At 41.1% G+C, this 22,067-nt stretch carries 27 protein-coding genes; 10 read left to right on the top strand and 17 right to left on the bottom strand.

Going from position 1 to position 22,067, the window contains the following annotated elements:
- Positions 1-46: 46 nt before the first annotated feature.
- Positions 47-862: a magnesium transporter CorA family protein gene (locus SU86_RS08015; protein ID WP_048188677.1), complete on the bottom strand. Its 816-nt coding sequence runs from the start codon at positions 860-862 to the stop codon at positions 47-49.
- Positions 863-985: 123 nt separating this feature from the next.
- On the opposite strand from SU86_RS08015, the gene thsB reads away from it, so the two are divergent.
- Complete coding sequence (gene thsB, locus SU86_RS08020) at positions 986-2,623, top strand: thermosome subunit beta (protein WP_048188678.1); 1,638 nt, start codon at positions 986-988, stop codon at positions 2,621-2,623.
- Between the two features lie 3 nt (positions 2,624-2,626).
- On the top strand, positions 2,627-3,442 hold the full coding sequence (locus tag SU86_RS08025; RefSeq protein WP_148550849.1) for a restriction endonuclease: 816 nt from the start codon (positions 2,627-2,629) through the stop codon (positions 3,440-3,442).
- On the opposite strand, the gene SU86_RS08030 is transcribed toward SU86_RS08025, so the two are convergent.
- The 3 genes from SU86_RS08030 to SU86_RS08040 form a co-directional block, all read right to left on the bottom strand.
- The gene (locus tag SU86_RS08030; protein ID WP_048188679.1) at positions 3,432-4,358 is read right to left on the bottom strand and encodes a malate dehydrogenase; all 927 of its coding nucleotides are present in this window, start codon (positions 4,356-4,358) and stop codon (positions 3,432-3,434) included. The genes SU86_RS08025 and SU86_RS08030 overlap by 11 nt on opposite strands.
- 1 nt (position 4,359) lies before the next feature.
- Positions 4,360-4,800: a hypothetical protein gene (locus SU86_RS08035; RefSeq protein WP_048188680.1), complete on the bottom strand. Its 441-nt coding sequence runs from the start codon at positions 4,798-4,800 to the stop codon at positions 4,360-4,362.
- 76 nt (positions 4,801-4,876) lie between these two features.
- Positions 4,877-5,146, bottom strand: coding sequence for a hypothetical protein (locus SU86_RS08040; protein WP_048188681.1), 270 nt, complete (start codon positions 5,144-5,146; stop codon positions 4,877-4,879).
- Between the two features lie 227 nt (positions 5,147-5,373).
- Here SU86_RS08040 and SU86_RS08045 point away from each other — a divergent pair, with 227 nt between their 5' ends.
- Positions 5,374-6,660: an APC family permease gene (locus SU86_RS08045; protein WP_048188682.1), complete on the top strand. Its 1,287-nt coding sequence runs from the start codon at positions 5,374-5,376 to the stop codon at positions 6,658-6,660.
- On the opposite strand, the gene SU86_RS08050 is transcribed toward SU86_RS08045, so the two are convergent.
- Both SU86_RS08050 and SU86_RS08055 read right to left on the bottom strand, forming a co-directional pair.
- A complete protein-coding gene (locus SU86_RS08050) occupies positions 6,641-7,933 on the bottom strand; it encodes an NRAMP family divalent metal transporter (protein ID WP_048188683.1) in 1,293 nt (430 codons plus the stop codon). The genes SU86_RS08045 and SU86_RS08050 overlap by 20 nt on opposite strands.
- Positions 7,934-8,009: 76 nt before the next feature.
- The gene (locus SU86_RS08055; protein ID WP_052755639.1) at positions 8,010-8,858 is read right to left on the bottom strand and encodes a DsbA family protein; all 849 of its coding nucleotides are present in this window, start codon (positions 8,856-8,858) and stop codon (positions 8,010-8,012) included.
- Positions 8,859-9,143: 285 nt separating this feature from the next.
- Between SU86_RS08055 and SU86_RS08060 the strand changes: the two genes are divergently transcribed.
- Both SU86_RS08060 and SU86_RS08065 read left to right on the top strand, forming a co-directional pair.
- Positions 9,144-9,506 (top strand): hypothetical protein, encoded by a 363-nt coding sequence (locus SU86_RS08060; RefSeq protein ID WP_048188684.1) that lies wholly within the window; start codon positions 9,144-9,146, stop codon positions 9,504-9,506.
- Positions 9,507-9,643: 137 nt separating this feature from the next.
- A complete protein-coding gene (locus tag SU86_RS08065) occupies positions 9,644-9,853 on the top strand; it encodes a hypothetical protein (RefSeq protein ID WP_148550851.1) in 210 nt (69 codons plus the stop codon).
- On the opposite strand, the gene SU86_RS09415 is transcribed toward SU86_RS08065, so the two are convergent.
- On the bottom strand, positions 9,854-10,171 hold the full coding sequence (locus SU86_RS09415; RefSeq protein WP_148550852.1) for a hypothetical protein: 318 nt from the start codon (positions 10,169-10,171) through the stop codon (positions 9,854-9,856).
- A gap of 118 nt (positions 10,172-10,289) precedes the next feature.
- Positions 10,290-11,570 (bottom strand): DUF7482 domain-containing protein, encoded by a 1,281-nt coding sequence (locus tag SU86_RS08075; RefSeq protein WP_052755642.1) that lies wholly within the window; start codon positions 11,568-11,570, stop codon positions 10,290-10,292.
- A 102-nt stretch (positions 11,571-11,672) separates the two neighbouring features.
- Between SU86_RS08075 and SU86_RS08080 the strand changes: the two genes are divergently transcribed.
- Entirely contained in the window at positions 11,673-12,020 is a 348-nt protein-coding gene (locus tag SU86_RS08080; protein WP_052755643.1) for an ArsR/SmtB family transcription factor, read from the top strand.
- A gap of 239 nt (positions 12,021-12,259) precedes the next feature.
- Positions 12,260-12,913: a hypothetical protein gene (locus SU86_RS08090; RefSeq protein ID WP_048188687.1), complete on the top strand. Its 654-nt coding sequence runs from the start codon at positions 12,260-12,262 to the stop codon at positions 12,911-12,913.
- On the opposite strand, the gene SU86_RS08095 is transcribed toward SU86_RS08090, so the two are convergent.
- The 9 genes from SU86_RS08095 to SU86_RS09420 all read right to left on the bottom strand — a co-directional run bounded on the left by SU86_RS08095 (position 12,910) and on the right by SU86_RS09420 (position 19,115).
- Complete coding sequence (locus SU86_RS08095) at positions 12,910-13,146, bottom strand: hypothetical protein (protein WP_048188688.1); 237 nt, start codon at positions 13,144-13,146, stop codon at positions 12,910-12,912. The two genes, SU86_RS08090 and SU86_RS08095, sit on opposite strands and share 4 nt — an antisense overlap.
- Before the next feature lie 35 nt (positions 13,147-13,181).
- Positions 13,182-14,513, bottom strand: a complete 1,332-nt coding sequence (locus SU86_RS08100; protein WP_048188689.1) for a UbiD family decarboxylase — start codon at positions 14,511-14,513, stop codon at positions 13,182-13,184.
- Positions 14,510-14,845, bottom strand: a complete 336-nt coding sequence (locus tag SU86_RS08105; RefSeq protein ID WP_048188690.1) for a hypothetical protein — start codon at positions 14,843-14,845, stop codon at positions 14,510-14,512. Before SU86_RS08105 ends, SU86_RS08100 begins: the two co-directional genes overlap by 4 nt.
- Positions 14,846-14,863: 18 nt before the next feature.
- Positions 14,864-15,295, bottom strand: a complete 432-nt coding sequence (locus SU86_RS08110) for a hypothetical protein (protein ID WP_048188691.1) — start codon at positions 15,293-15,295, stop codon at positions 14,864-14,866.
- A 231-nt stretch (positions 15,296-15,526) separates the two neighbouring features.
- On the bottom strand, positions 15,527-16,105 hold the full coding sequence (locus SU86_RS08115; RefSeq protein WP_048188692.1) for a RuvC family protein: 579 nt from the start codon (positions 16,103-16,105) through the stop codon (positions 15,527-15,529).
- Positions 16,106-16,212: 107 nt separating this feature from the next.
- Positions 16,213-16,566, bottom strand: coding sequence for a hypothetical protein (locus SU86_RS08120; protein ID WP_048188693.1), 354 nt, complete (start codon positions 16,564-16,566; stop codon positions 16,213-16,215).
- A 36-nt stretch (positions 16,567-16,602) separates the two neighbouring features.
- Positions 16,603-16,953: a nascent polypeptide-associated complex protein gene (locus tag SU86_RS08125; protein ID WP_048188694.1), complete on the bottom strand. Its 351-nt coding sequence runs from the start codon at positions 16,951-16,953 to the stop codon at positions 16,603-16,605.
- Positions 16,950-17,423, bottom strand: a complete 474-nt coding sequence (locus SU86_RS08130; protein ID WP_048189417.1) for a PUA domain-containing protein — start codon at positions 17,421-17,423, stop codon at positions 16,950-16,952. The genes SU86_RS08125 and SU86_RS08130 overlap by 4 nt, the downstream gene beginning before the upstream one ends.
- Positions 17,424-17,462: 39 nt before the next feature.
- Positions 17,463-19,115: a CHASE domain-containing protein gene (locus tag SU86_RS09420; RefSeq protein ID WP_158507489.1), complete on the bottom strand. Its 1,653-nt coding sequence runs from the start codon at positions 19,113-19,115 to the stop codon at positions 17,463-17,465.
- Positions 19,116-19,249: 134 nt separating this feature from the next.
- Here SU86_RS09420 and SU86_RS08140 point away from each other — a divergent pair, with 134 nt between their 5' ends.
- From SU86_RS08140 to SU86_RS08150, 3 genes are read left to right on the top strand one after another with little or no spacing between them, the layout of a single operon-like run.
- Entirely contained in the window at positions 19,250-20,296 is a 1,047-nt protein-coding gene (locus SU86_RS08140) for a phosphate uptake regulator PhoU (RefSeq protein ID WP_048188695.1), read from the top strand.
- Positions 20,297-20,305: 9 nt separating this feature from the next.
- The gene (hflX, locus tag SU86_RS08145; protein WP_048188696.1) at positions 20,306-21,436 is read left to right on the top strand and encodes a GTPase HflX; all 1,131 of its coding nucleotides are present in this window, start codon (positions 20,306-20,308) and stop codon (positions 21,434-21,436) included.
- The gene (locus SU86_RS08150; RefSeq protein ID WP_048188697.1) at positions 21,426-21,956 is read left to right on the top strand and encodes a tRNA (cytidine(56)-2'-O)-methyltransferase; all 531 of its coding nucleotides are present in this window, start codon (positions 21,426-21,428) and stop codon (positions 21,954-21,956) included. Before hflX ends, SU86_RS08150 begins: the two co-directional genes overlap by 11 nt.
- Positions 21,957-22,067: the final 111 nt, after the last annotated feature.

Genomic DNA, 22,067 nt, shown 5'->3' on the forward strand with positions numbered 1-22,067 from the left:
GATTAATAATAATTAGAAAAAAATCAAAAATGATAATTGATTCAATCTAGAATAGGTTTCGAATGTTATCCAGTTCTTTTTTGATTGAATCTATTGTGGAGTTGATTTCCTCTGCAGATTGGCCAGTATTGATTGCATGTCTGAGGTCTTGTCGCAACATGAGCTCAACTTTTTCCATCTGATCTGGGTCCTTTGATGCAATAGCTCCTTCAATGTACTCATAGTTTTCCAGATATGCTTCTGTAGCAGTAGATAATGCTCCTACAGAATCACCATCACTGTATTTTGTGGAAACCTGATCAAGTAGATCTTCGATTTTATCAATTGTTTTGAGAACATCGGATTGTTTGGTGATCGGCGTTCCCATCATCATAGAGCCCATCATCATTCCTTGGCCCATCATGCCCGGACCCATCATCGAGTTTGGATTCATCATTCCTTGGCCCATCATGCCTGGATTCATGCCAGTCATGTTCATCATGCCCATCATTTGCTGCATGTGCTGAGGATCTTGGAACATCATTTGATGCATTTGTTGCATTGTTGCAGGATCCATCATCATTTGGCCCATCATCTGTTGCATGTGTTGAGGATTATTCATCATCATTGCATGCATCTGTTGCATATGATCTGGGTTGCTCATCATGGTGTCATGCATTTTTTGCATTGCCTGTGGATTTGCCATCATTTGGTTCATCCAGTCATTCATTGTGGCAGGATCCGACATCATTTGCGCCATCATCTGTTGTCGCGATTGCAACATCATACTGCTTGGGCTGGACTGAAACGCCGCATAACCAATTCCCAGTCCTGCAAAAAACACACTAATTGCTATTCCAATCCATATTGCTTGGTTTGCCATGGAATGAAACCCATGGTTATTCTATATACAGACAATACACAATTCTCAGAACTGATAATTCCAAATTATCAACTCTGAGATTTGTGCTGATTCCATAAATACGATTTTTATCATTCTGGTATGATGTCATCCATTCAGACCACATCAGAAGGCATACCGGTAATAGTTCTAAAGGAGGGCTCTAAGCAATCGCGAGGCAAGGACGCCCAGAAAAACAACATAAACGCAGCAAAACTGATTGCCGAGATCATCTCATCTAGCCTTGGCCCAAGAGGTATGGACAAGATGTTAGTTGATTCCATTGGCGATATTACCATAACAAATGACGGCGCAACCATTCTCAAGGAAATCGACGTGCAGCACCCAGCAGCAAAAATGATGGTAGAGGTTGCCAAGGCAACAGATTCCGAAGTAGGCGATGGCACAACATCAGCAGTTGTGATTGCAGGTGCATTGTTAGAAAAAGCAGAATGGCTAATTGATAATGACATTCATCCGGTGATAATTGCAGACGGCTACAAAAAGGCAGCAACAAAGGCCATATCGTTTTTGGGCGAGATTGCAAAGAAAATAGACATTTCAGATAAACAAACCTTAGAAAAAGTAGCAAGGACTTCGATGCTCACAAAGCTTGTGGCAGTAGAGGCAGCAGATCTTGCAAAGTTGGTAGTTAGTGCAGTATTATCCATAACGGAAGAAAAGGATGGTGATCATCGAGCAAACATCTCCAACGTAAAGGTGGAAAAAAAGACAGGTGGCTCTATTTCCGATAGCCAGATGATAAACGGCATAGTGTTGGACAAGGAAATAGTAAACAACAACATGCCAAAGAAAATCAACAACGCCAAGATCGCACTGGTGTCTGCCCCATTAGAAATAGAAAAGACAGAGTTTGAGGCAAAAATAAACATCTCAAATCCAAACCAGATCAAGTCCTTCATGGAAGAGGAAAACCAGATTCTAAAGGAGATGGTGGACAAGATAAAAAACACTGGTGCAAACGTGGTCCTCTGCCAAAAGGGAATTGACGATATCGTTCAACATTATTTGGCAAAGGCAGGAATCATGGCAGTTCGCCGCATCAAGGAATCTGACATGACAAAGCTTGCAAAGGCAACTGGTGCCCGTGTGGTAGGAAATGTTGATGATCTCACAGAAAAAGACCTAGGGTCGGCACAAAACGTGGAGGAAAAACAGATTGAAGAGGACAATTGGACCTACATTGAAGGATGTAAGAACCCAAAGGCAGTCACGTTTTTGATTCGAGGCGGCTCACAACGAGTAATAGATGAGGTAGAGCGCGCAATTCATGACGCGTTAATGGTAGTAAAGGATGTCATAGAAAGGCCATATTTTGTTCCTGGCGGTGGAGCACCTGAAGCATACATGGCAACAAAGCTTCGAGCATGGGCACAATCACTGTCTGGTCGAGAACAGCTGGCAGTAGAAAAATTTGCAGAAGCCCTAGAATCAATTCCCATATCTTTGGCAAGAAACTCGGGGATGAATCCAATTGATGTGATAACTCAGTTGCGAGCAAAGCAGAGTGCCGGAGAAAAATACACTGGAGTTGATGCCACAAACGGAGTGGTTGGAGACATTGAAAAAATCGATGTGCTAGAACCAATCAAGGTAAAAGAGCAGGTAATAAAATCCGCAACAGAGACCGCAAACATGATCCTACGAATAGACAATGTAGTAGCAGTATCAAGATCATCTCCACCCCCACAGATGCCTGGCCAGGGACAGGGAATGTACTAGTTATTGAAAAAAATCATCATAACAAAGGCAAACGGGCAAAAGGCAGAGTTTGATCCAAGAAAGGTAGTGATCACATGTATTAGGGCAGGCGCAGATCCAATACTGGCAAAAAGAATTTCAAGGCAGATCCATTCCAGGGCCCATTATGGAATGAGCACCAAAGAAATCTACAGGATGGTTCTCAAATATTTATCAGACAATGCAACTCCTGCCATAAAGCATCGATACCGCCTAAAGGAGTCCATAATGAAGATGGGTCCTGCAGGATTTTCCTTTGAATCCTATGTTGGACAGATTCTGAGGCATTTTGGTTACAAAGTAAAATCAATTGGCGCAAAGATGCAGGGACGGTGTGTAATTCACGAGGTAGACCTCGCATTAGAGTCGGAAAACGGCAAAAAATGGCTAGTCGAGTGCAAATATCACAACTTTCCAGGAAGGTACACAGGCCTCAAAGAATCACTATACACACATGCAAGGTTTTTGGATCTTGGGGAAAAATTTGACAATGAAATGTTAGTATGCAACACCAAGGTATCGCCAGAGGCAATAACATATGCTACATGCATAGGACAGAGGATTCTTTCGTGGAGATTTCCGCAAAACATGGGCCTTGAAACAATGATAGAGCAAAAGAAACTATACCCAGTTACTATTTTGGGCCCAAGCAAAAAAGAACTGTACCTATTATCTGAAAACAACATCATGATTGCAAAGGACCTTCTGGATGTAGATTTGTACGAGCTTGCACAGAAAACAAGAATCCCGATCAAAAGGCTGGTATTTCTGCAACGACTCACAAATCAGATCATCGGCTAGATTTTAGAAATTCTTGAGCTCTTGCAATATTTTTTTGTATTATACCAGCTGATTTTTGTAATTGTTGTTTTTCCTCACCAGTCAATGCGACTTCGTTGATTTGTACAATTCCGTCTTTTGTTATTGTAACTGGAACTCCCATACACACATCATCAAGCCCATACTGCCCATCCAGCAAAACAGATGCACAGACATCGAATGATTTGTTTTGTATCATGGCACATATGATGTCATAGGTATTTTTTGCAATTCCAAACACAGAGCTGCCCTTGTAGTTGCGCAGCGACTTCCAATAGTTTCGCACATCAGATGTTATGTGTGATCTTTGCTTTTCATTTAGCAGATCATTTACTGGTGTGTTGCCAAGCTTTGCATGGGAAAAGACTGGCACCATTGAATCATCATGCTCACCCAATACTAGCGCATCATGAATTTGGGCCTGGCTCACCCCAAAGTGTTTTGATAAATAATACCGGAGTCGCGCAGAATCGAGGCTGGATGCCACGCCAAGGACATTTTTTGAGCCTAATTTGCCTTCTTTTTGAACCAAATACGTCATCACATCAACTGGATTTGTCACCATCAAGACTTTTGCAGATGGTGCAAAGGTTTGGATTTTTCTGGCAATGTCTCTTATCAGCATGCTTTGATCAAGCATGATATCGCTCCTACTAGCTTGGTGTGTGCCAATGCTTGCAGTAACTATTATGACATCCGAGTTTATGATTTGTGAATAATCTCCAGTACCTTTGATTGACATGGTGGAATTAGACGGTACTGCATTTGATATGTCCAGTGCTTCACCTATTGCCTTTTTTTCGTCCCGGTTTACCAGAACAATATCATCCAGTCCTTCAGAGCCGCACAAAAACGCAACTGCAGATCCGACTTGTCCTGAACCAATTATTGATATCATATTATTCGGTAAGATTTACGCGCTTTATCTGAATTGTTCCGAGGAGCTGCTTTTTTTCTGCAATATCATAATATTGGAAGGTGGCCTCTTGCTTGCTTTGGATGATTATGGTATCGGATTGTCCAGACTCTAGTAGCTTGGTCTTTACTCCTATGGTATCAACATAGAACAGATGCGGCTTGGTGTCTGCGTTTTTGATGGTCAGAATATAGGCAAACTCTGTCCTAGAGATAAGACTGGGGTTTACCCCCAAATTACCAATTGTTCCAACCACTACGGTTTGGCCATCAATGTTTTGAAATTCTAGGGTTTGGCGGATCTCTTCTGGAAAGAAAATGTTGACATGTCTGACATAGCCTTGTCCTGTAAAGAGAATAATTCCTCCAAGCGCGGCAAATCCTCCAACCAGTGCAACGATTACAAATCTTTTTTCGCGGTCCACAGACTAGGATTTGGTTTGTTGATATTTGTACAGCGAATATAATTTTCAGACTTGGAATTATAAAAAATAAAATGGGCTAGTTGCCCTTGTTTGTGCTTTTTCGAGCGCCCGTTCCCCTATTGGTGACGCGCACCATTCCCTCAGTGGATGGTCTGCTCTTTGGTGTAGGAAGGTCCTTGAGCGGAATGCTTCGATTACCCCTGCCCAGCGCAAGTGTTACATTTTTGCCTATTTTGGCAAGATTTTCCTGCTGGGTTTTTCTGTATTCGTCGCCCGCCCAGTTTTGGGACGAGACATCAGTTGTTCTGGTGCCAGTTCCTCTTCCTGTAACTTTGGTTACTTTCATGGATTTTGGTTGTATGACAAATTATTTAGAAACTAGGTATACACTGCATTGCACAGCAAGAATGGAAGGAAGGCGAAGAAAGCAGTTTTGGGGAAATACAGGAATCAGCTAATCCTCCCTTCCAATGGTATGGTTATGCAATTTTTGTATTTAATCAGAGCCATGATTCCCAGATATGATAATTGAATTTCCATTAAACATAAAGCAATTCAACATTTGATCATGACATGGTTGAGCTAAAGCGTCACCTAGGATTGTTCCATACCACAATGTATGGTGTTGGTTTGATTTTGGGTGCAGGAATCTATGCATTGATTGGCGATGCTGCAGGCGAGGCCGGGAATTCGGTTTGGATTTCATTTGTTCTGGCAGCAGTCTCTGCAATATTCACCGGCTTGAGCTATGCGGAATTGTCCTCAATGTATCCAAAGGCAGCTGCAGAATATTCGTTTGTCAAAAATGCGTTTGGGAATAATTTTGTGGCGTTTTTGGTTGGCTGGCTGACATTGTTTGTTGCAGTAATATCGGCAGCTGCAATCGCTCTAGGATTTGGCGGATATCTCACGCAGTTGTTTCAAATTCCAATTGTTCTGGCAGCGATTCTAATCATTACGATACTGACATTTGTGAATTATTTTGGAATTAAAGAATCCTCATCAATGAACATTATATTTACCATAATAGAAGCAGTAGGGCTTGGCATTGTTATTTGGGTTGGCCTATCCATTACCGGAATAGAAATCGATTATTTTGATGCGCCACATGGATTTTCAGGTATATTCTCTGCATTTACGCTCGTGTTTTTTGCCTACATTGGATTTGAAAATATAGCAAACATTGCCGAGGAGATAAAAAACCCAAGAAAGGTCCTGCCCCGCGCAATCATTTTGGCCATATCAATTACTGCCATTGTGTACATGTTGGTCTCTATATCCGCAGTACGAGTACTGGACTGGCAGGAACTTGGCATATCCGTTGCACCACTTGCCGATGTCATAAAAAAATCACTTGGGCAGGAATGGGGCTTTGGAATTTTGATAATTGCACTTTTTGCCACTACAAATACCGTTCTGATAATGCTGGTGTCTGGCTCTAGAATCCTATATGGCATATCACTGGATAAGGCGCTGCCTGGAATTTTTTCTGCCATACACCAAAAAAGAAAGACTCCGTGGATCGCAGTCATACTAATTGGTGCATTATCTGCATCGTTTGTCTTTATTGGAGACATTGGAACGGTAGCAAACATTTCGGTTTTTGCAATAATCATGGTGTTTGTGTTGGTGAATTTTGCATTAATTTGGCTGCGATACAAACAACCAGATATGGAAAGGCAGTTCAGATCACCAGTAAATGTAAAAAAGTTTCCAGTTTTGGCTGCACTTGGAATCATTACACCAATTCTTGGAATAATACAGTTTGAGCCATTTGTTGTAATGATGGGCCTCGGTGTTGTAGCTAGCGGTGCATTATTTTATTACATTTACAACAAAGTCAGAGACGACTCAAAATAAAAAATGTAAACATTACACATACAGATGCTAACATTAGGCAAAAAGTAAACCAACCAAGCACGTTTGATGTTTTGTTGTTGGTGTTATCATGCAAGAGCTGCTTGTTGTTTGCAATTTTTAATATTACAAATAACATTGGTACTGCAACTATACCATTAATGATTGCCGCATAGACTAAGGCAGTAATTGGATTTGTCTCTACTAGATTTATCAAAAGGCCTATCACAGTTGAGATAATTATGGACAGATAGAATGCCTTTGCTTGCCTGAATTTTTTACTCAAGCCTTGCCTCCAGCCAAAGCCGTCTGCAAGTGCATATGCAGAAGAGCCCGCCAATACAGGAATTGCCAATAATCCAGTACCAATTATTCCCAGTGCAAAAATTATTTTCGATATTTGTCCAGAATATGGAAAGGATTGGACTAGTGGCTCTAATGCTTTTGCTGCATCATCAGCAGTTGCAATGTTAGTTATTCCATTTTGATACAATGTTTGCGCACATGTAAAAATGATAAACCACATCACTAACTGAGAAAAGGCCATGCCAATCTTGACATCCATTCTCATTGTATTGAGTTCTGATTTTGTTATTTTTGGGATTCCGCTGCCAATGTCTTGGATTTTGTTTTTTGCCACGTCTTCTTCTGCTTCTTCGGATGCCTGCCAAAAGAAAAGATATGGAGAAATTGTCGTGCCAAACAATGCTACAAACATCATTGCAAATGCCGGATTAAGCTCAATGTGTGGAACAAAAGTCGACACAAGGAGTTGTTCTAGATTTCCGCCCACAATAACTGCGGTGACTACATACGCAAGCAGTGAAAATGTCAAGAATTTGAGAATCTTAACGTATTTTTTATACGGAATGAAGATTTCGGCAACTACAACAAACACAGTAAAGCAGATTGCTGCAATAAAGACTGGAATTTGTGGAAAAATGAGTCTTGTTGCAGCTCCCATTGCAGTAATATCAACTCCAATGTTTATTGTATTTGCAATCAGAAGAAGTGCAGTTATTGGGAGTATGGTTTTGTTTGAGAACTGTTTTTTTATTGCATTGCCCAATCCTCCACCGGTGACCAGACCGATTCTTGCACACATTTCCTGAATTGCATTCATCAACGGATATTGAAACGGTGCAAGCCATAGAGGCCCAAATCCAAACTGGGCTCCCGCCTGTGAATACGTGGCAATTCCGGAAGGATCATCATCTGAGGCACCAGTGATCACACCAGGCCCAAGACTTTTGAAAAAACGCCTAATCTTGTTCAATGTTGTAAGGAGATTGTTTTTGTAGATAATCTAAGTGGTTGATTATCATATTAAGAAAAAAGTTGGGATTGAAAAATTACTTTAACATCTTGTCTATCACGCCGGAAAACACGGATGCAGGTTGCGGGCCAGAAATCTTCTCTGTTACACCATTGGGCCCAACAATTAGAAATGTCGGAGTTCCTTGTGCACCACTTGATGACGATACCACACCATTGTGCTTTATTCTGTCGGAATATTTGGCAGAGTCCAGACAGGCATCAAATTTTGCTGAATCAAGTCCAAGATCAGATGCAAATTTTTTCAGATTGGCATTGCTTGCCCATCCGCTCTGAATTCCGCCCTGGTTCTTGTATAGGGTGCTGTGATATTGCCAGTATTTTCCCTGCTCGTCTGCGCAATATGACGCAATTGAAGCAGAATCAGAGTCTGCGCCCAAAAACGACAGATCCACAAAGACCAGGTTTGCCTTGCCGGTATTGATGTACTGGGATTCAATTGTTGGCTTTTCCTTGGTAAACCAGGAATAGCATTTGGGGCACTGATAATCACCAAATTCTATTATGGTTATTTTGGCATCAGGTGAGCCCTGGATCGGGGATGCCATGGAAAGGTCCACGCTGCCAATTGATTTTGGTGCAGTGTGTGTTTTTTCCATTTTATCTGCCATTTTCTTTTCCGTCATTTTTTTATCACTAGTTTTGTCTGTTTTGGCCGTAGCTTTTTTTACCATCTTTTTCTTGTCTGATTTCTTTTTGGTGTCTTTTTTGTCGGTCTTTTTCTTGTCTGTCATCTTTTTGTCCATCTTGTCTGATGATTTTTTATCAAACATGTGATCTGATTGCTCCATTGCACTAGCTGGGTATGAGCTAATCAGAAGCGAAATCATTGCAATTGATAATACAATTGCAAATATTGTTTTCATTGTACCACAGAATCAAAATTTTGCATTTAACCATTTTTCCAGATCTTGGCACAATCTGGGAAAATGCTTTAGTATTTTTGCACTCAATTGTGTGTGATTCGGTTCAAGGCTGAAGTATAATTCAGTCAGTTCCTTTTCCCCTGCAGTTTTGAATCGAATCATTTTTTGATAAAAAATTTACAAAATTAAAACCAGATCTCAAAAAATTACAAAATTAAACGCGATCCTCATACCCAATGGCAAGACTTTAATCTAGATTTTCGAGGCCTTTGAATCGGGGAGAAATTGAGCAGACAGCACAGTCCACTGGATGTATGCAATCAGATCTTAGAAATGGATGACTCCATTAGGTTCGTTGGGAGGATCAAGGACAAAAAGGTAGTTGCATTTGCCCGCAACACATCAAAAACACCACTGCTGGATTCAGAGCTTGGCAACATGGCGCATTATTGGGCATCAATCAAGGCAGGAGTGGAGGAAATGTTTGATGGTCCCTTGGGCAAGACAAACTGGATGATTACTGCCAAGGAATACGTAAAACTAGTTACATTGTTCCTAGATGACGGATTGCTGATATTCTCGCTGGAAGTAGAAGCAGACCATGATAGTATAATAAAACAGATTCAGAATCTGAATCTTTCATTATGATATGACATACTTGTATAGAACAAGACTATTATAAACAAGTATTACGCTATACAATCATAGCAACACAGCCATCCATACAAAAAAAGACCAATTCGCACACACCTACACTAAAAACAATTGAGATGATCGAAGGCGTTTTGGCAAAACAAAAGGAGTTTGACTCTAGAAACAAGCTTTCACGTGCATTGCCAAAGCAGGTCCAGCCAAAGACAATTGATGCTGTTCTGGATTATTTAGAAAAATCAAACAAAGTCATGCGAGACAAAAAAGGTGCGATTTTGTGGATCTTTGCAGAAGATAGTCCCAAGCTAATGAAATTGCACAAAAATTCAACCATACTCAGATGATCAATAGCCAAACCTTTTTTCATATTCCTTATGATTTAGAAAAATTTCCAAAATGTTACAATAATGTACACCAGATACAGAATATACACTGTAAATGATTCTCTTCCCTTTGCTCAGCTCTAATCTAAACAAATTTTTCACATCAAAAGCATCTACATAACATTTTGGCCATAATTGTTTTCTTATTCTATTGCCAAAATCAGGTTTTTCTTTTAGCAGATCAAGAATATTGTTAATCTCATCATAGAGATCTGCAGTTTTGAGCAATGGACCATACGATTTCATAAATTTATTTGAACCACCAACCTTTACATTCAATTCAGAGATCATATCATGCCAATTCAACAATATCTTTTTGGTTTACTGATCGCAAACCAAGTAGCTATGCTGATTTAGCTAGATCAGAAATTGTTTGTAAAAAAAAGAAAAAAGAGAATTATGGTTGTGTTGCGTATCCGCGCTGCATCAGAATGCTTGCAGAGCTTGGCGTAACACAGATTGCAGAACCACTGGATTGCTTGAGTAACAGTTGTAGGCCTTCATTGCACTGGACTTGTCTTGGCTCGACTCCATCTTGCATTTGCTTGAGTGGAGGTATTGACATTGTATCATCAAATGCTCTATCTCGAGTGTCTGGAACGGTCATTTCCATTGTATCGGAAATCTTTTCGTTTGCATCAACTGCGATAAATTGGCAATTCACGATGAATCCGCCAAGAGAGGTTGTGATTTCTTTGTTTTCGGCAGCCTCTGTTATTTCTACCGTAGTGGTCAGAAATCTGGCAGATTCTGGCTCTGCCCAAGTTATGGTCTGGATTCTCCAAAATGGCGAGTAGAACTCGTCTCCTAGGTTGGTTGAGCCAATGCTTGCCTGAAATCCAAGTGGACCTGTGCCTGTAATGCCGTTTGTAAAGACATACAGATCAGATGCCGCAGAAGACACCAAGGTCTTGCCAACTTTGTCGACATGAATTACACCCAATGCGTTTGCTACATCTGGAGCGGATGCATCAGTTGCAATATAGTAAATGGTTGAACCATCTGGGCCAAAGCCTCGATGTCCTACAAATGTTACTACCAGATTTTCTGTATCGATTTCAAGTACTTGGCCTCCACCGTATGGTGCATCATCTGTTAGCTCTTGGTTTTCGCGGATTTGCAAGTGTTTTCCGTCCTTCCATTGTATGAATGGACAGTTCACCACAACACCAGTCTCCTCTATTGTTAACTCGTCTGACGCCTGTGCTGCCAGAATTTCTTCTTCTGATGTCAGTTCTCTGACAACAGATTCATCAGTCCAAGTTACGTGTTGTACTGCCCATGCCGGACTGTACTCTGGATCTCCTGGTTGCGAGTCTGCAACGTTTGGCTGGAATCCCAATGGGCCCGTGCCCTCTACTCCGTTTGTAAACTCGTAAATGTTTGCAAGAGCTGCCTTTGGTGTGTTCTTTATGGCTGGTGTGTATGTTACTGAAAAGCCCAATAGTGTGGTCAGATGATTAGCTACTTCCTCATGTGATGCTTCTGTTGTAATATAGAAGACTTCGTTTCCATCTGCATATCCCATGATTAGTGGGATATCAATTGGAATCGCAGTGTCTGTTAGGTTTTGTGTTGCAGCGTTTGCTGATGACACAATGCCTGAGAACAACATTGCAACACTGAATGTCAGTGCCAAAAATCTCGCGGTCTGTTTTGATCGTTGTGCATTTTGCATTGCTAGCGATCTTATGCATTTGGTATTTAAGAATTGTACCAAATTGATATCACGATATCATTTACAACAATCTTTATATGATGCTATCATGATAGCATTAATATGATAAACATGCGACTGCTCCAAACAAAAGCAGACAAAGAAACAAAGGCAAAGTTTTGGTACCTATTTGCAGACAGCAAGGGGGCAGCAAACCGCAGGAAATTGATGATTTATCTTAAGAACAATTTGGCAAACGCAAACCAGCTTGCAAATCATTTCGGTATGGACTATAAGGCAATTCGATTCCACCTAAGAATTCTAGAAGAAAACAACCTACTCAGAAATAGTAATCATGGATACAATGACTATTACTTTGTTGCTCCATACTTTGAGATAAACGAGGAAATGTTCTGGGAGATCAACACCATAATAGAAAAACAACAAGAAAAACAGATCATCATAACATGACACAGTCAAACATTATTTTCAAAATCGGACAAAAGATTCTACACAAGAACCAATCAGATCACACCAAAGTTGAGTGTCCAATTTGTAATAGAGAAATTCAACCATATTGGGAACCAAGATATGGCGGCCTCCGAGCAACATGTCCTGTTTGCGAGGCGAACTGGGCGGAGTCATAAGAAAATGTGCGATATCATATTTCAATCTGGATTTTATAGTGGAACGGGGGATGAAAAATAACATTGGCGCATGATTTACTAGTGAGGGGCCTCGATGATGAGGTTCACTCCAAGATTACTGATGCATCAGAGCATCTTGGCATGTCAGTTAATGCAATTATCAAAGATGCAGCCGACAAGTGGGTCTCGCAGCTAGGCAAGGAGCGTCACAGGCACGACCTGATATTATATTCGGATGATGAATCTTTGAAGTATTTACTATCAAAGATGGATGAGCTGACTGAGGCGAACTGGTCCAAGATTTGCTGCGGACCACCAAACCACCTAGGCATTACTACGTTGAGAAAACTTGACTGGTTTGATGGGACAATAAAGCCCTACGAGCGATTTTACCAAAATCCAACTGAATATGCAAAAAAGCTAATCCAGTCAGTCCCAAAGACAGCAAAAAACAAACAGTTGCTGATTGCGGCATTTCTGACAGGTGATCTGGCAAAAAACTCTGTCAAAGAGTCTGCCAAATTTTGCGAATGGTATGACAAGCAACATGTTCCTGGAATCACTCACTGCATTGCACTAACAAAGACCATCATGCAAGACAAGATAGAAGACATTTTGGATTTGTTTAATTGTCATGAGCAAGTCTTTATTGTCAAAAACAAAAAACTACACCGACTGCGCGTATCAGAAGAAAACTTTTACTCGCTGATTCTCTAGACTGAAAAATCAGAGTAAAACATGTTATCGTATGGCATTAATGATATGCCAATAGCTAGCGGGATTAAGAAAAGCCCAATTCCAATTGCGGTCAGAATGATTCCAAGCCATAAGCAGTTTTTTGCTCTTTTTGGATCGTCTTCTTTTATGATAAAATAGGCAATCACACCACCAATCACATTGAACAGAATCGGTAGCAAAAACCACCATGCACTTCGTCGTTTTACTTCCATGGTATGATCACCATGATTGTTCTAAAAAACATTAGTTATTTCAGATACTTGGCCAGTTGATATTTTTGATTCCCTGGAATCTTGGCTATTTCAAACCCTTCCTGACGTTTATCCAATGGCCTAGTAGCATCGATTCCCAGCTTGGCAGTGAGAAGATTTTTCTGATCACTTGATGGGTCCAGACTAGAGCCCCGCACTTTTTCTATTATGGTAAGATTTCGATCTGCCTGGAATCGAGTCGCCATTGCATATTCTACCTGGACTGGATCAGACGGATCAATATCATCATCAACTACTGTCACCATCTTTAGTGAGCGGTGTGCTGCAAATGTCTCCTCGATTGTCTTTTTGCCGTCGTTTTTATTTTTCTTTGATATTTGTACAACTGCGTGCAGCCAGTTGCATCCACCGTCCGACATGATCACTTGTTTTGTTTGCGGAATTTTCTTTTTGACATCGCGGTTTATCTTGGATTCAATCGGCATTCCCATGAGCAGTCGGTGTTCCGCAAATCCAGCCAGAATGTCATGAAATATTGCATCATTCCGATAGTACAGATTTTCCAGCTCAAAGACCGGCTGTGATCGTGCAAAGTCATATGTGCGGAGCATTTCCACCATCCATTCCTTGTGGGTCTTGTCTGCCAGAATCTTTCCCTCCATCACTATCTCGGTTCCAGAGGGCACCATTCTGCCGGAATATGGCAGTTTTGTAAGAGTAAGCTTGCCACCAAGTATGGCATTTGCAATTTCCAGTTCGTCTTGGCCCCACTCTGCTTGGTATGCCCCAGCAATTGATACTGCAGGGTGCACACCAACTGTAATTGCTACTTTGAGGTCCTCTCCATGTTCTTTGGCATCCATGAATGCTCGGTGTAGATGCCTGCCTTCGACCATCCTAATGGAAAAGTGTCTTTTGCTAATTGGCATTAATCTATGGAATGAGGAGTTTTGCGTCTTTTTTTCTGGATTTTGTGAATAAATTATAGATGATGTGATGAATGGTCCGGATTCCTTTTCAAAATGAGTAACTATAGGTAAGATGGAGAGATCCTTGGAATGGTTCTCAAGGAATTTACCAGACGGGGAGACCCTTGGCTTTTTTGCGTGCTCTATTGCAGAGATCACCTTTTGGTGTATGGTATTTTCAGTACCAGAGATTGCCTTTGCAAATCTGGTTCTATTCCCAACCATGTTTGCGACCAATCTGAGCTTGCTTTCCTTGATATTTGAGAACAGTATGGCGTTGCCCCCATCGACTTGTGCAGTCAATGATGCTATTTCAAATTTGGTGGATACTTTTTTTGATATCGTATGAAGCTGGCCCATTTTTTTTATCTGATCAAGGTAGCTACGCAGATCCGTCATGACCTAATGGCCTCCGTTATCTTCTCAATTAGAACCTTGCTTGGGCCTGCGCCAAGTTCGTGTTGCACGGATAGTGAAACAATGCAGAGGCCGCGAATCTCAGACGCCATCTTTTGTGATATTAATTTCAAAAACAACGAGTCCTGTCTTGTTGGTATTATCTCAGACGAGCTTGGAGATGGGCCACTCCCTATTGATATGATCATTCCGCCCAATCTGGATGGACCTTCAGAAATTGAAATGAAAAAAGCGTTTTCGTACTTTAAGATTTTGACATCGAATTTCCGATTTTCTGTTTCCACAGCTATTGTTCTGTGGTCAGAACTTGACATTATTTGCCTTGGATTGACTTATGCCTTTATTGCTATCGCTTCTTCTGGGCTAGTCTCAATTGCAGCTTTGGATTTTGGTGTTCTTGCCTTGCGTACTTTTGGCTCGGCTTTTGCTGTCTTGGCTGTTTTTGCCTTGGCAGTCTTGGTTTTTCTTGGAGCCTTTGTCTTGACGACTATTGGCTCTTCGACTTGGACTGTCTCCTCTACTGTATCAACTGAGCTAATTCCGGTAGCTTCTTGAGCTTCGGCTTCGACTCTGGCACGCAGCTTGGCTTTGTACTTGAGATTTCGTGGTTTTGTTCTCAGTCTATATCCACAGCATGGGCACCATAGTCCTTCCCATTTGATGAAGATTTCACAAATTTGACAACGTCTTTGACCTGAAGCATAACGTCCAGTTCCTACTGGCTTTTGAGCCTTGTATCTGGAGCAGATTCCTTTACATGTCATATTTTGTCATCATATTATAGGAATCGTAAATATTTAAGCATGGATCCATATTTTTTATAGGATCCATACCGAAATCTTATAAAAATTTCAACAGATCTTGGCGATCAGCTTGATCAATTTGACAAAAACTAGGAAAGTTGTATAAATATCTAACGATTTTTTTACGCACGAGATTATACCTACTTGGAGCGTGATTTTGGGTTGTTTTTGAGTGTTTTTTGAGATTTGATCTCATCCGGTTTGGGATAATGGCAGTATGATGTGCCTGTAGCCCTCTCTTTGCGCGATGTACTTTGCAGACAACATGTCGCGCTCGCCCCGCTTGTTATAGTTTTTAATTTTCTTTGTTGTTTTTCGCTCATCCACAAATTCCAGCTCAAAGTGCGAGCAGAATCTGAGATTCAGTAGATACGTTATTTGTTTTGCAACCTGCATGTTTCCATTTCCTATTCTTACTAGCTTGCGATCCGCTCTTAATCCGCCTAAAATCTTGGCAATGTGCGATGCCAGATCTTCTGGTGATGTGTATAGTCCACGTTCTATTTCCTTGCCCAAATAGCTAACAGACAAACCGATTCGCTGTCCCGGATCTATTCCAATTAATAATTCGGATTGGTTTAGGCCCGAATCCAGCTTTTCTATTATTATTCCCTGAATGACAGTAGGATCCTCCTTTAAGATTTCCTCATTCAGTATGGCTTGGCTGGCAAACTTGGGGGACTCATCATCCGTTGTGAATATCAGATTCCCAGGATATGTTGGAATTTCATCAGGTAGTAGGGAATCATATTTTAGGTTTAATAATTTCAAAGCCTTGACAAACTGAAAATAGGATTTACCATAGGCGGTGGCAATACCAATGCGACATTGAGTTTGCGCGCTGATACTGACTAGTAAGGAATTAGCGATTTAAGGATTTAGGGCTTCAAAATTGTTGACACTACGCTGTCAACTGCTTCATTGAATTTAGAGTCGATTGTAGACTTTGTCTTTTCCAGCTTTGCTGCACCATCGGAGCTTATCTTTTTTGCTTGGCTTTCCGCCTTTGATCGGGCCTCAGAAATTATGGATTCTGCCTCTTTGATTGCCATCTGGGTTACTTGCTCTCTTAGGGAATCAATCTCTTTTTGGGCACGAGAACTGAGGTTTTTCTTCATGTCAGATACTTTGACATTCAAAGAGTCCAGATCGTCCTCTAGTTCGGATAAGGATTTGATAATTTTGCTTACCTTGGAATCTGCAACCGCTGTCTGAGCTGGTGCCTCTTTCATATAGCTAAAACCGCCTAGTTCGGCTAATTAAATTCTTCATTTTGTGGTCAAAAGCAGTATTGCTCGGGAGAGATCGCCGCCGGTCTCCTTTAGCGCATTTGCAGCTACTTCTGGTGTGACATTTGCCTGGCTGCACACCAGCATTATGTCATCTTCTGAAAAAATAGGAGTTTCCAGTTCCTTTTCCTCATAGGAATTTGCAATCACCTGAAAAATTGAATTGTCCTTTGATTTCATTTCAGTTACTGCGGGCTTGGCAATGATGATTTCTTTTTTGTCTGTTTTTATTATGACTTCTTGGACGTTGGTGAGCTCCTTCATATCTAGGCCCATTCTGTCCAGCATTCTTCGCATTTCACGATTTCCGCCACCGCCGCCTCGCATCATGTCTTTTTTTGCTCCAAACTATTTTTTAAACTATCTCGCACCTTTACTGCAACACCACGCTTCATGGATAGCATCATGGTATGATTGAGGACTGCTTTGCCCACTGCTATGACTTCTCCCCGATATAATACCGGAACGTCCGCTCCAATTAGGATATTTTTTCCAGCTGATATGATATGTTTACAAAATACAGACTTGCCGTCCCGCACAAATGGGGCCGAGTCATCATCAATTTCTATACAATTGTGGCGAAACTTTTTGTTCTTTAGTAGGATTTGCGCAAAATAGGGTGAGATTGCCAGTCCTCCATCGATGCGCAAAGTACAGAGCAGTTTTTTGACATGGTATACTTCTCTGATTCTGCCTGTCTTTTTGGAAAATGTCATGGTAATGTCTTTAGGCAGATTTTTTGATATTCCATTTCCAAATAATGCGTCAATTGTGTGTCTTAGCTTTACCAGAGGATCCAACAATCTATGACAAAATTATTCCATTAATATGTCAAAATGCTACTTTGGAAGATGTATTGTAAAGATTGTAGGGTTGTTCTTTACATAGATTGAACCATTATGTTGTTCTATGATGTTTTTGACGGTTGCAAGTCCCAGGCCTGTTCCCTTTGGTTTTGTGGTAAACAGCGGCTCAAAGATTTTTGGCAAAACATTTTCTGGAATTCCTGAGCCCGAGTCCTCGATTTCTATGGTGTAGAATTTGTCTTGATCATTTACTCGTATGTTGATTGTTCCATCTCCATCCATTGCCTGTATGGAATTTGTGATCAGATTTGCTATGACGACTTCGAGTTTTTCTGCATCGCATTTTATGGTACGATCAGATTCGGGAAGATTTATTGTTACTATGGACGGTTTTTCAATCCTATCAACCACAAGTGAGAGAATTTGTTTTATCGAGTTTTCTTTGATTTGCAGTGGTGTTGTTCTAACAAAATCCAATGTATCACTTATTTGATAGTTGATTTTGGATGTAGCCCTGTCAATTCTATCTAGTTGGGATATGGTTTTTTCATCAAGTGCGTTGTTCTTTTTGGCAATCTCTACTGTGTTTTTGATTACAGATAGAGGATTTCTAATGTCATGCGCTAATCTGCTTGCTAGCTGTCCAATTGCAGAAAGCTTTTCGCTTTTTAGGAGATCCTCATTTAGCTTTGTTATGCGGTTTATGTTTCGCTGATTAGAGCGAATGGCAATAAAGACAAATGCGCTCATTGATACCCCTATTGCAGGAATGGCGACCAATACAGACGTTTCAAAGTCTGTAAATGCGTGAATACGGCTAAACTCGATTAGCCATGTTCTATGGCCAAATTCGAGATTGGTTGATTTTATCCAGGTATAGTCAGGTGTCGCTTTTTTGGAATCATAGTAGAGGGTTTCATCGGACTTTGTGCCGTCATAGATCTTGATTCTGACATTACCAGTTGCTGTCTCTTGTAAGACTGGTAGTATTGCATCGAACAGATCATGCGTTCTAAAGGCACTGTACACAAATCCCTGTAGTGCGGCAGTTTTTTGCTCAACTGTCTGATGCGGTTTACCCTTTTCATATACTGGTAAGAACATCAAAAATCCCGGCTGAACATCTTCCGTAGTTTCTTGCACTAGAGTTACTTTGCCTGAAATTGTTGCAGTGCTAGTTTCACGTGCTTTTTCCATTGCTGCTCGCCTTACTGGTTCCGAGAACGTGTCGTATCCCAATGCCATAAGATTACGAGCGTTAACTGGTTCGACATAGACAATGGAATGATATTCGTCTCTTGGCGTATCAGGACGAACTGTATAATCAGGGTATGTCAAGCGCATTTCCTGTATATGTTTTGCCAGGTCCTCAGAGTTGCCTATCTTTTTTGAATATCCTGTTACTTGCACTCCAGGGAATCGAGTCTCTAATTGTTGATTTGCGATAAAGGTTCGCCACTCGTCTGATGTAACTTCATCTGAGCTGATAAACAACCCCTGTGCTGAATACAAGACTTGTTCATAGTTGACCAGTCTGTTTTCTATTGTATGTGTGAGTTTTTTTGCAATGAAATCAAATTCATGATCTTGTTGAATGAGAATATAGCTGTAGAACAATCCTAGTATGGTAAATGTGATAAACAAAGATCCGCCAAGTGCAATAAAGTCAATATGTCTACTGTGCATGGTTCTTGATTTTTGGGCTAGGGACTTGTAAATAGACATTAGGTTTTGCTGACAGGCTGGTAAAACATATGCATATCATACTGGGAATATATTTTGAGGACACATCTATATAGATAGACCAAATTCATTTAGTTATGTCAGAGAGAGAAGAGACAAGACGCATCCAGTTTACGGGAAAATCATCATACATTGTGTCGCTGCCAAAACAGTGGATTATGGAGCTTGGCCTAAAGCAGGGAGACCAGATCAGCATAACCAGAGAGGGCAAGTCCGCACTAAAGATAATCCCATCAAAGGACCAGGCAAAATCAACTCAGAATGAGGAGGCCATACTAGAGATAACGCGGGATGATGACAATGCCGCAATTATTAGAAAGCTAGTATCATTGTATTTTCTTGGCTACAAAACCATACAGGTAAAGCCAAAATCAGATAGACTACAGCCAGGACAGAGAAACGCCATCAAATCCGCCGTAAAGGGAATGCTGATGGGCGCTGAGATAATTTCAGATTCCATTGACGGCATAACAATCCAGGTTTTAGTGAATTTGTTGGAATTAACAGTCGATGGCGCATTCAAGCGAATGCTGCACCTGGCAAAATCAATGCTCCGAGATGCATTGCTTGCAGTGAGGGAGGCAAACTTGGAGCTTGCCAAAGAAGTGATTGATTCGGATGATGAGGTGGACAGGTTTGGCTTTTACATCATACGACAGCTAAAGATTGCCATTCAAAACGAGTACATGCTGCGAGACATGGGCTTTACAAACGCAAGGCAGTGCCTTGGATATAGGCTGATTGTAAAAAACATCGAGCGAACTGGTGACCATGCAACCTTAATTGCAAAGGATCTCCTAGAGTTCAAAGAATCCGTCAGAAAGGATGCAATGGACAAAATCGAGGACCTAACAGACTTTGCCATATCCACACTAGATCAGGCATGTTTGGCATTATTCAAGGAAGACTTTGCCCAAGCAGAGGCCGCAATCAAGAAATCATCCGAATTATCAAAGTACGAGAAAAAGATCCTAGAATCCGTCAAATCAATAAAAAACGAGGAAGAGGCCTACCGTATAAGAAGAATGGCAGAAAACATCGCCAGAATCGCTGAATACGCAAGCGATATTGCGGAAATCGTACTAAACATGAACATCGAAAAGATGTTAAGAAAACGCCCATAACCGAATAACATGCACAGTGCGATTCTAATCACATACGACAATGAAGATTCTATAAAAGAAGCATATGGCTTGTGCGAGGCAGCCGGCTACAAAGTTGACAAGCTGATTCGCCAAAAATTCCTCAACAAATCTCGATACGGGATAGGTGAGGGAAAAATGCTAGAGATAAAGGAATTATCAGAAAAAATAAAGCCAGATGTTCTCATATATGATGAGATTCTCAAGCCGAGTCAAAACTACAACCTGGCATCAAAGCTGAAAATCAACATTTTGGACAGAGAGTCATTAATTTTGGAAATATTTGAGCGACGAGCAACCAGCGCGGAATCACATCTGCAGATCAAGCTGGCGCAGTTCCGATATGAGATGTCAAGGGCAAAAGAAAAGGTCAGACTTGCAAAGATGGGCGAGCAGCCCGGATTCATGGGAATTGGAATGTACGAAGTGGATTCATACTATAATGACATTCAAAACAGAATGCGCAGCGTAAAATCAAAGCTAGTAAAGATGGGAAAGCAGCGAGCATTGCACAGAGAGGCAAGAAGACGCGTAGGCCTCAAAACAATATCGCTTGCAGGATATACTTCAGCTGGAAAGACTACAATGTTTAATGTGCTAACAGGCGAGACAAAGCAGGAAAGCCCAGAATTATTTACCACCCTATCCACGACTACAAGAAAAACCATGATAGAGAAATATCCGGCCTTGATCTCAGATACGGTAGGATTTATCTCAAAGCTGCCTGCCTATATGATAGAGGCATTCAAGTCCACACTTGAGGAGCTAAAGTACGCAGAGGTAGTAATTGTTGTGATTGATATTTCAGATTCAGAGATGGATCTTAGAAAAAAATACCGAAGCTGCCTCAAAACTATGGCGGATTTGGATGTTGACCAAGAGCGTGTGATCTATGCGCTAAACAAGTCCGATCTGGTAGAGCCAGAAGATATCATAAAAAAAGCAGAGTTCATTGGACTGTCTGATAGCAAAAAATGGGTGCCAGTCTCGGCAGTCAGCCAGCAAAACATTCCAAAGCTAATGGAGCTGGTCAAAAAAATGATAGAGCGTCCACCTCAGCAAATAAAAGAGATTCCAAGAAAACAGGACTTGACAAAATTCTATGAGCAAGATGACGATTGAGGTACTAAGAATAGGCCAGCGAGTCGTCCGCGATGACCGAGTAACTACGCATGTAGCTCTTGTGTCTCGAGCATTTGGCGCATCAAAGATATTCATGAACGAGATAAACCCCGAAATAAAGCAGACCTTACAGCGAGTAAACAAATCCTGGGGCAGCAACTTTGAGATCGAATACATTGAGAGCTGGCGCGCACTCTTAAAATCAAAGAAAAAAGATGGTGCCAAAATAGTGCACCTCACCATGTATGGTCAAAACATCAATGACGTGCAAAAAAAGATTGGCGCTGAAAAACACATCTTAATTGTGGTAGGCGCAGAAAAGGTTCCGCGAGACGTATATGAAAATGCAGACTATAATGTTGCAGTGGGTAATCAACCACATTCTGAGATAAGCGCACTAGCAATCACATTGGACAGGATTCAAAACGGCAAGCAGTTTGATGCAAAGTTTGATGATGCCAGACTACAAATCGTACCATCAGAGAAAGGCAAGCAGGTAGTTGCCAAAAAGAAAAACTAGTTTGATTGTACCCATCCGCCGCACGATGAGCAGATAAGCATACCATCATCATTTTCATATGAGGGAGTTCCTGGCGGACACTCACATTTTGAGATTACCTCTTCATCCATA

The organism is Candidatus Nitrosotenuis cloacae, from assembly GCF_000955905.1.
In the GTDB taxonomy this organism is placed as follows: domain Archaea; phylum Thermoproteota; class Nitrososphaeria; order Nitrososphaerales; family Nitrosopumilaceae; genus Nitrosotenuis; species Nitrosotenuis cloacae.

Excerpts from the sequence above, each read along its gene's own strand:
- SU86_RS08015 (WP_048188677.1), bottom strand. The coding sequence starts at position 862 with ATGGCAAACCAAGCAATATGGATTGGAATAGCAATTAGTGTGTTTTTT.
- thsB (WP_048188678.1), top strand. The coding sequence starts at position 986 with ATGTCATCCATTCAGACCACATCAGAAGGCATACCGGTAATAGTTCTA.
- SU86_RS08030 (WP_048188679.1), bottom strand. The coding sequence starts at position 4,358 with ATGATATCAATAATTGGTTCAGGACAAGTCGGATCTGCAGTTGCGTTT.
- SU86_RS08040 (WP_048188681.1), bottom strand. The coding sequence starts at position 5,146 with ATGAAAGTAACCAAAGTTACAGGAAGAGGAACTGGCACCAGAACAACT.
- SU86_RS08045 (WP_048188682.1), top strand. The coding sequence starts at position 5,374 with ATGGTTGAGCTAAAGCGTCACCTAGGATTGTTCCATACCACAATGTAT.
- SU86_RS08055 (WP_052755639.1), bottom strand. The coding sequence starts at position 8,858 with ATGAAAACAATATTTGCAATTGTATTATCAATTGCAATGATTTCGCTT.
- SU86_RS08075 (WP_052755642.1), bottom strand. The coding sequence starts at position 11,570 with ATGCAAAATGCACAACGATCAAAACAGACCGCGAGATTTTTGGCACTG.
- SU86_RS08080 (WP_052755643.1), top strand. The coding sequence starts at position 11,673 with ATGATAAACATGCGACTGCTCCAAACAAAAGCAGACAAAGAAACAAAG.
- SU86_RS08095 (WP_048188688.1), bottom strand. The coding sequence starts at position 13,146 with ATGGAAGTAAAACGACGAAGTGCATGGTGGTTTTTGCTACCGATTCTG.
- SU86_RS08100 (WP_048188689.1), bottom strand. The coding sequence starts at position 14,513 with ATGACGGATCTGCGTAGCTACCTTGATCAGATAAAAAAAATGGGCCAG.
- SU86_RS08105 (WP_048188690.1), bottom strand. The coding sequence starts at position 14,845 with ATGTCAAGTTCTGACCACAGAACAATAGCTGTGGAAACAGAAAATCGG.
- SU86_RS08110 (WP_048188691.1), bottom strand. The coding sequence starts at position 15,295 with ATGACATGTAAAGGAATCTGCTCCAGATACAAGGCTCAAAAGCCAGTA.
- SU86_RS08120 (WP_048188693.1), bottom strand. The coding sequence starts at position 16,566 with ATGAAAGAGGCACCAGCTCAGACAGCGGTTGCAGATTCCAAGGTAAGC.
- SU86_RS08125 (WP_048188694.1), bottom strand. The coding sequence starts at position 16,953 with ATGATGCGAGGCGGCGGTGGCGGAAATCGTGAAATGCGAAGAATGCTG.
- SU86_RS09420 (WP_158507489.1), bottom strand. The coding sequence starts at position 19,115 with ATGCACAGTAGACATATTGACTTTATTGCACTTGGCGGATCTTTGTTT.
- SU86_RS08140 (WP_048188695.1), top strand. The coding sequence starts at position 19,250 with ATGTCAGAGAGAGAAGAGACAAGACGCATCCAGTTTACGGGAAAATCA.
- hflX (WP_048188696.1), top strand. The coding sequence starts at position 20,306 with ATGCACAGTGCGATTCTAATCACATACGACAATGAAGATTCTATAAAA.
- SU86_RS08150 (WP_048188697.1), top strand. The coding sequence starts at position 21,426 with ATGACGATTGAGGTACTAAGAATAGGCCAGCGAGTCGTCCGCGATGAC.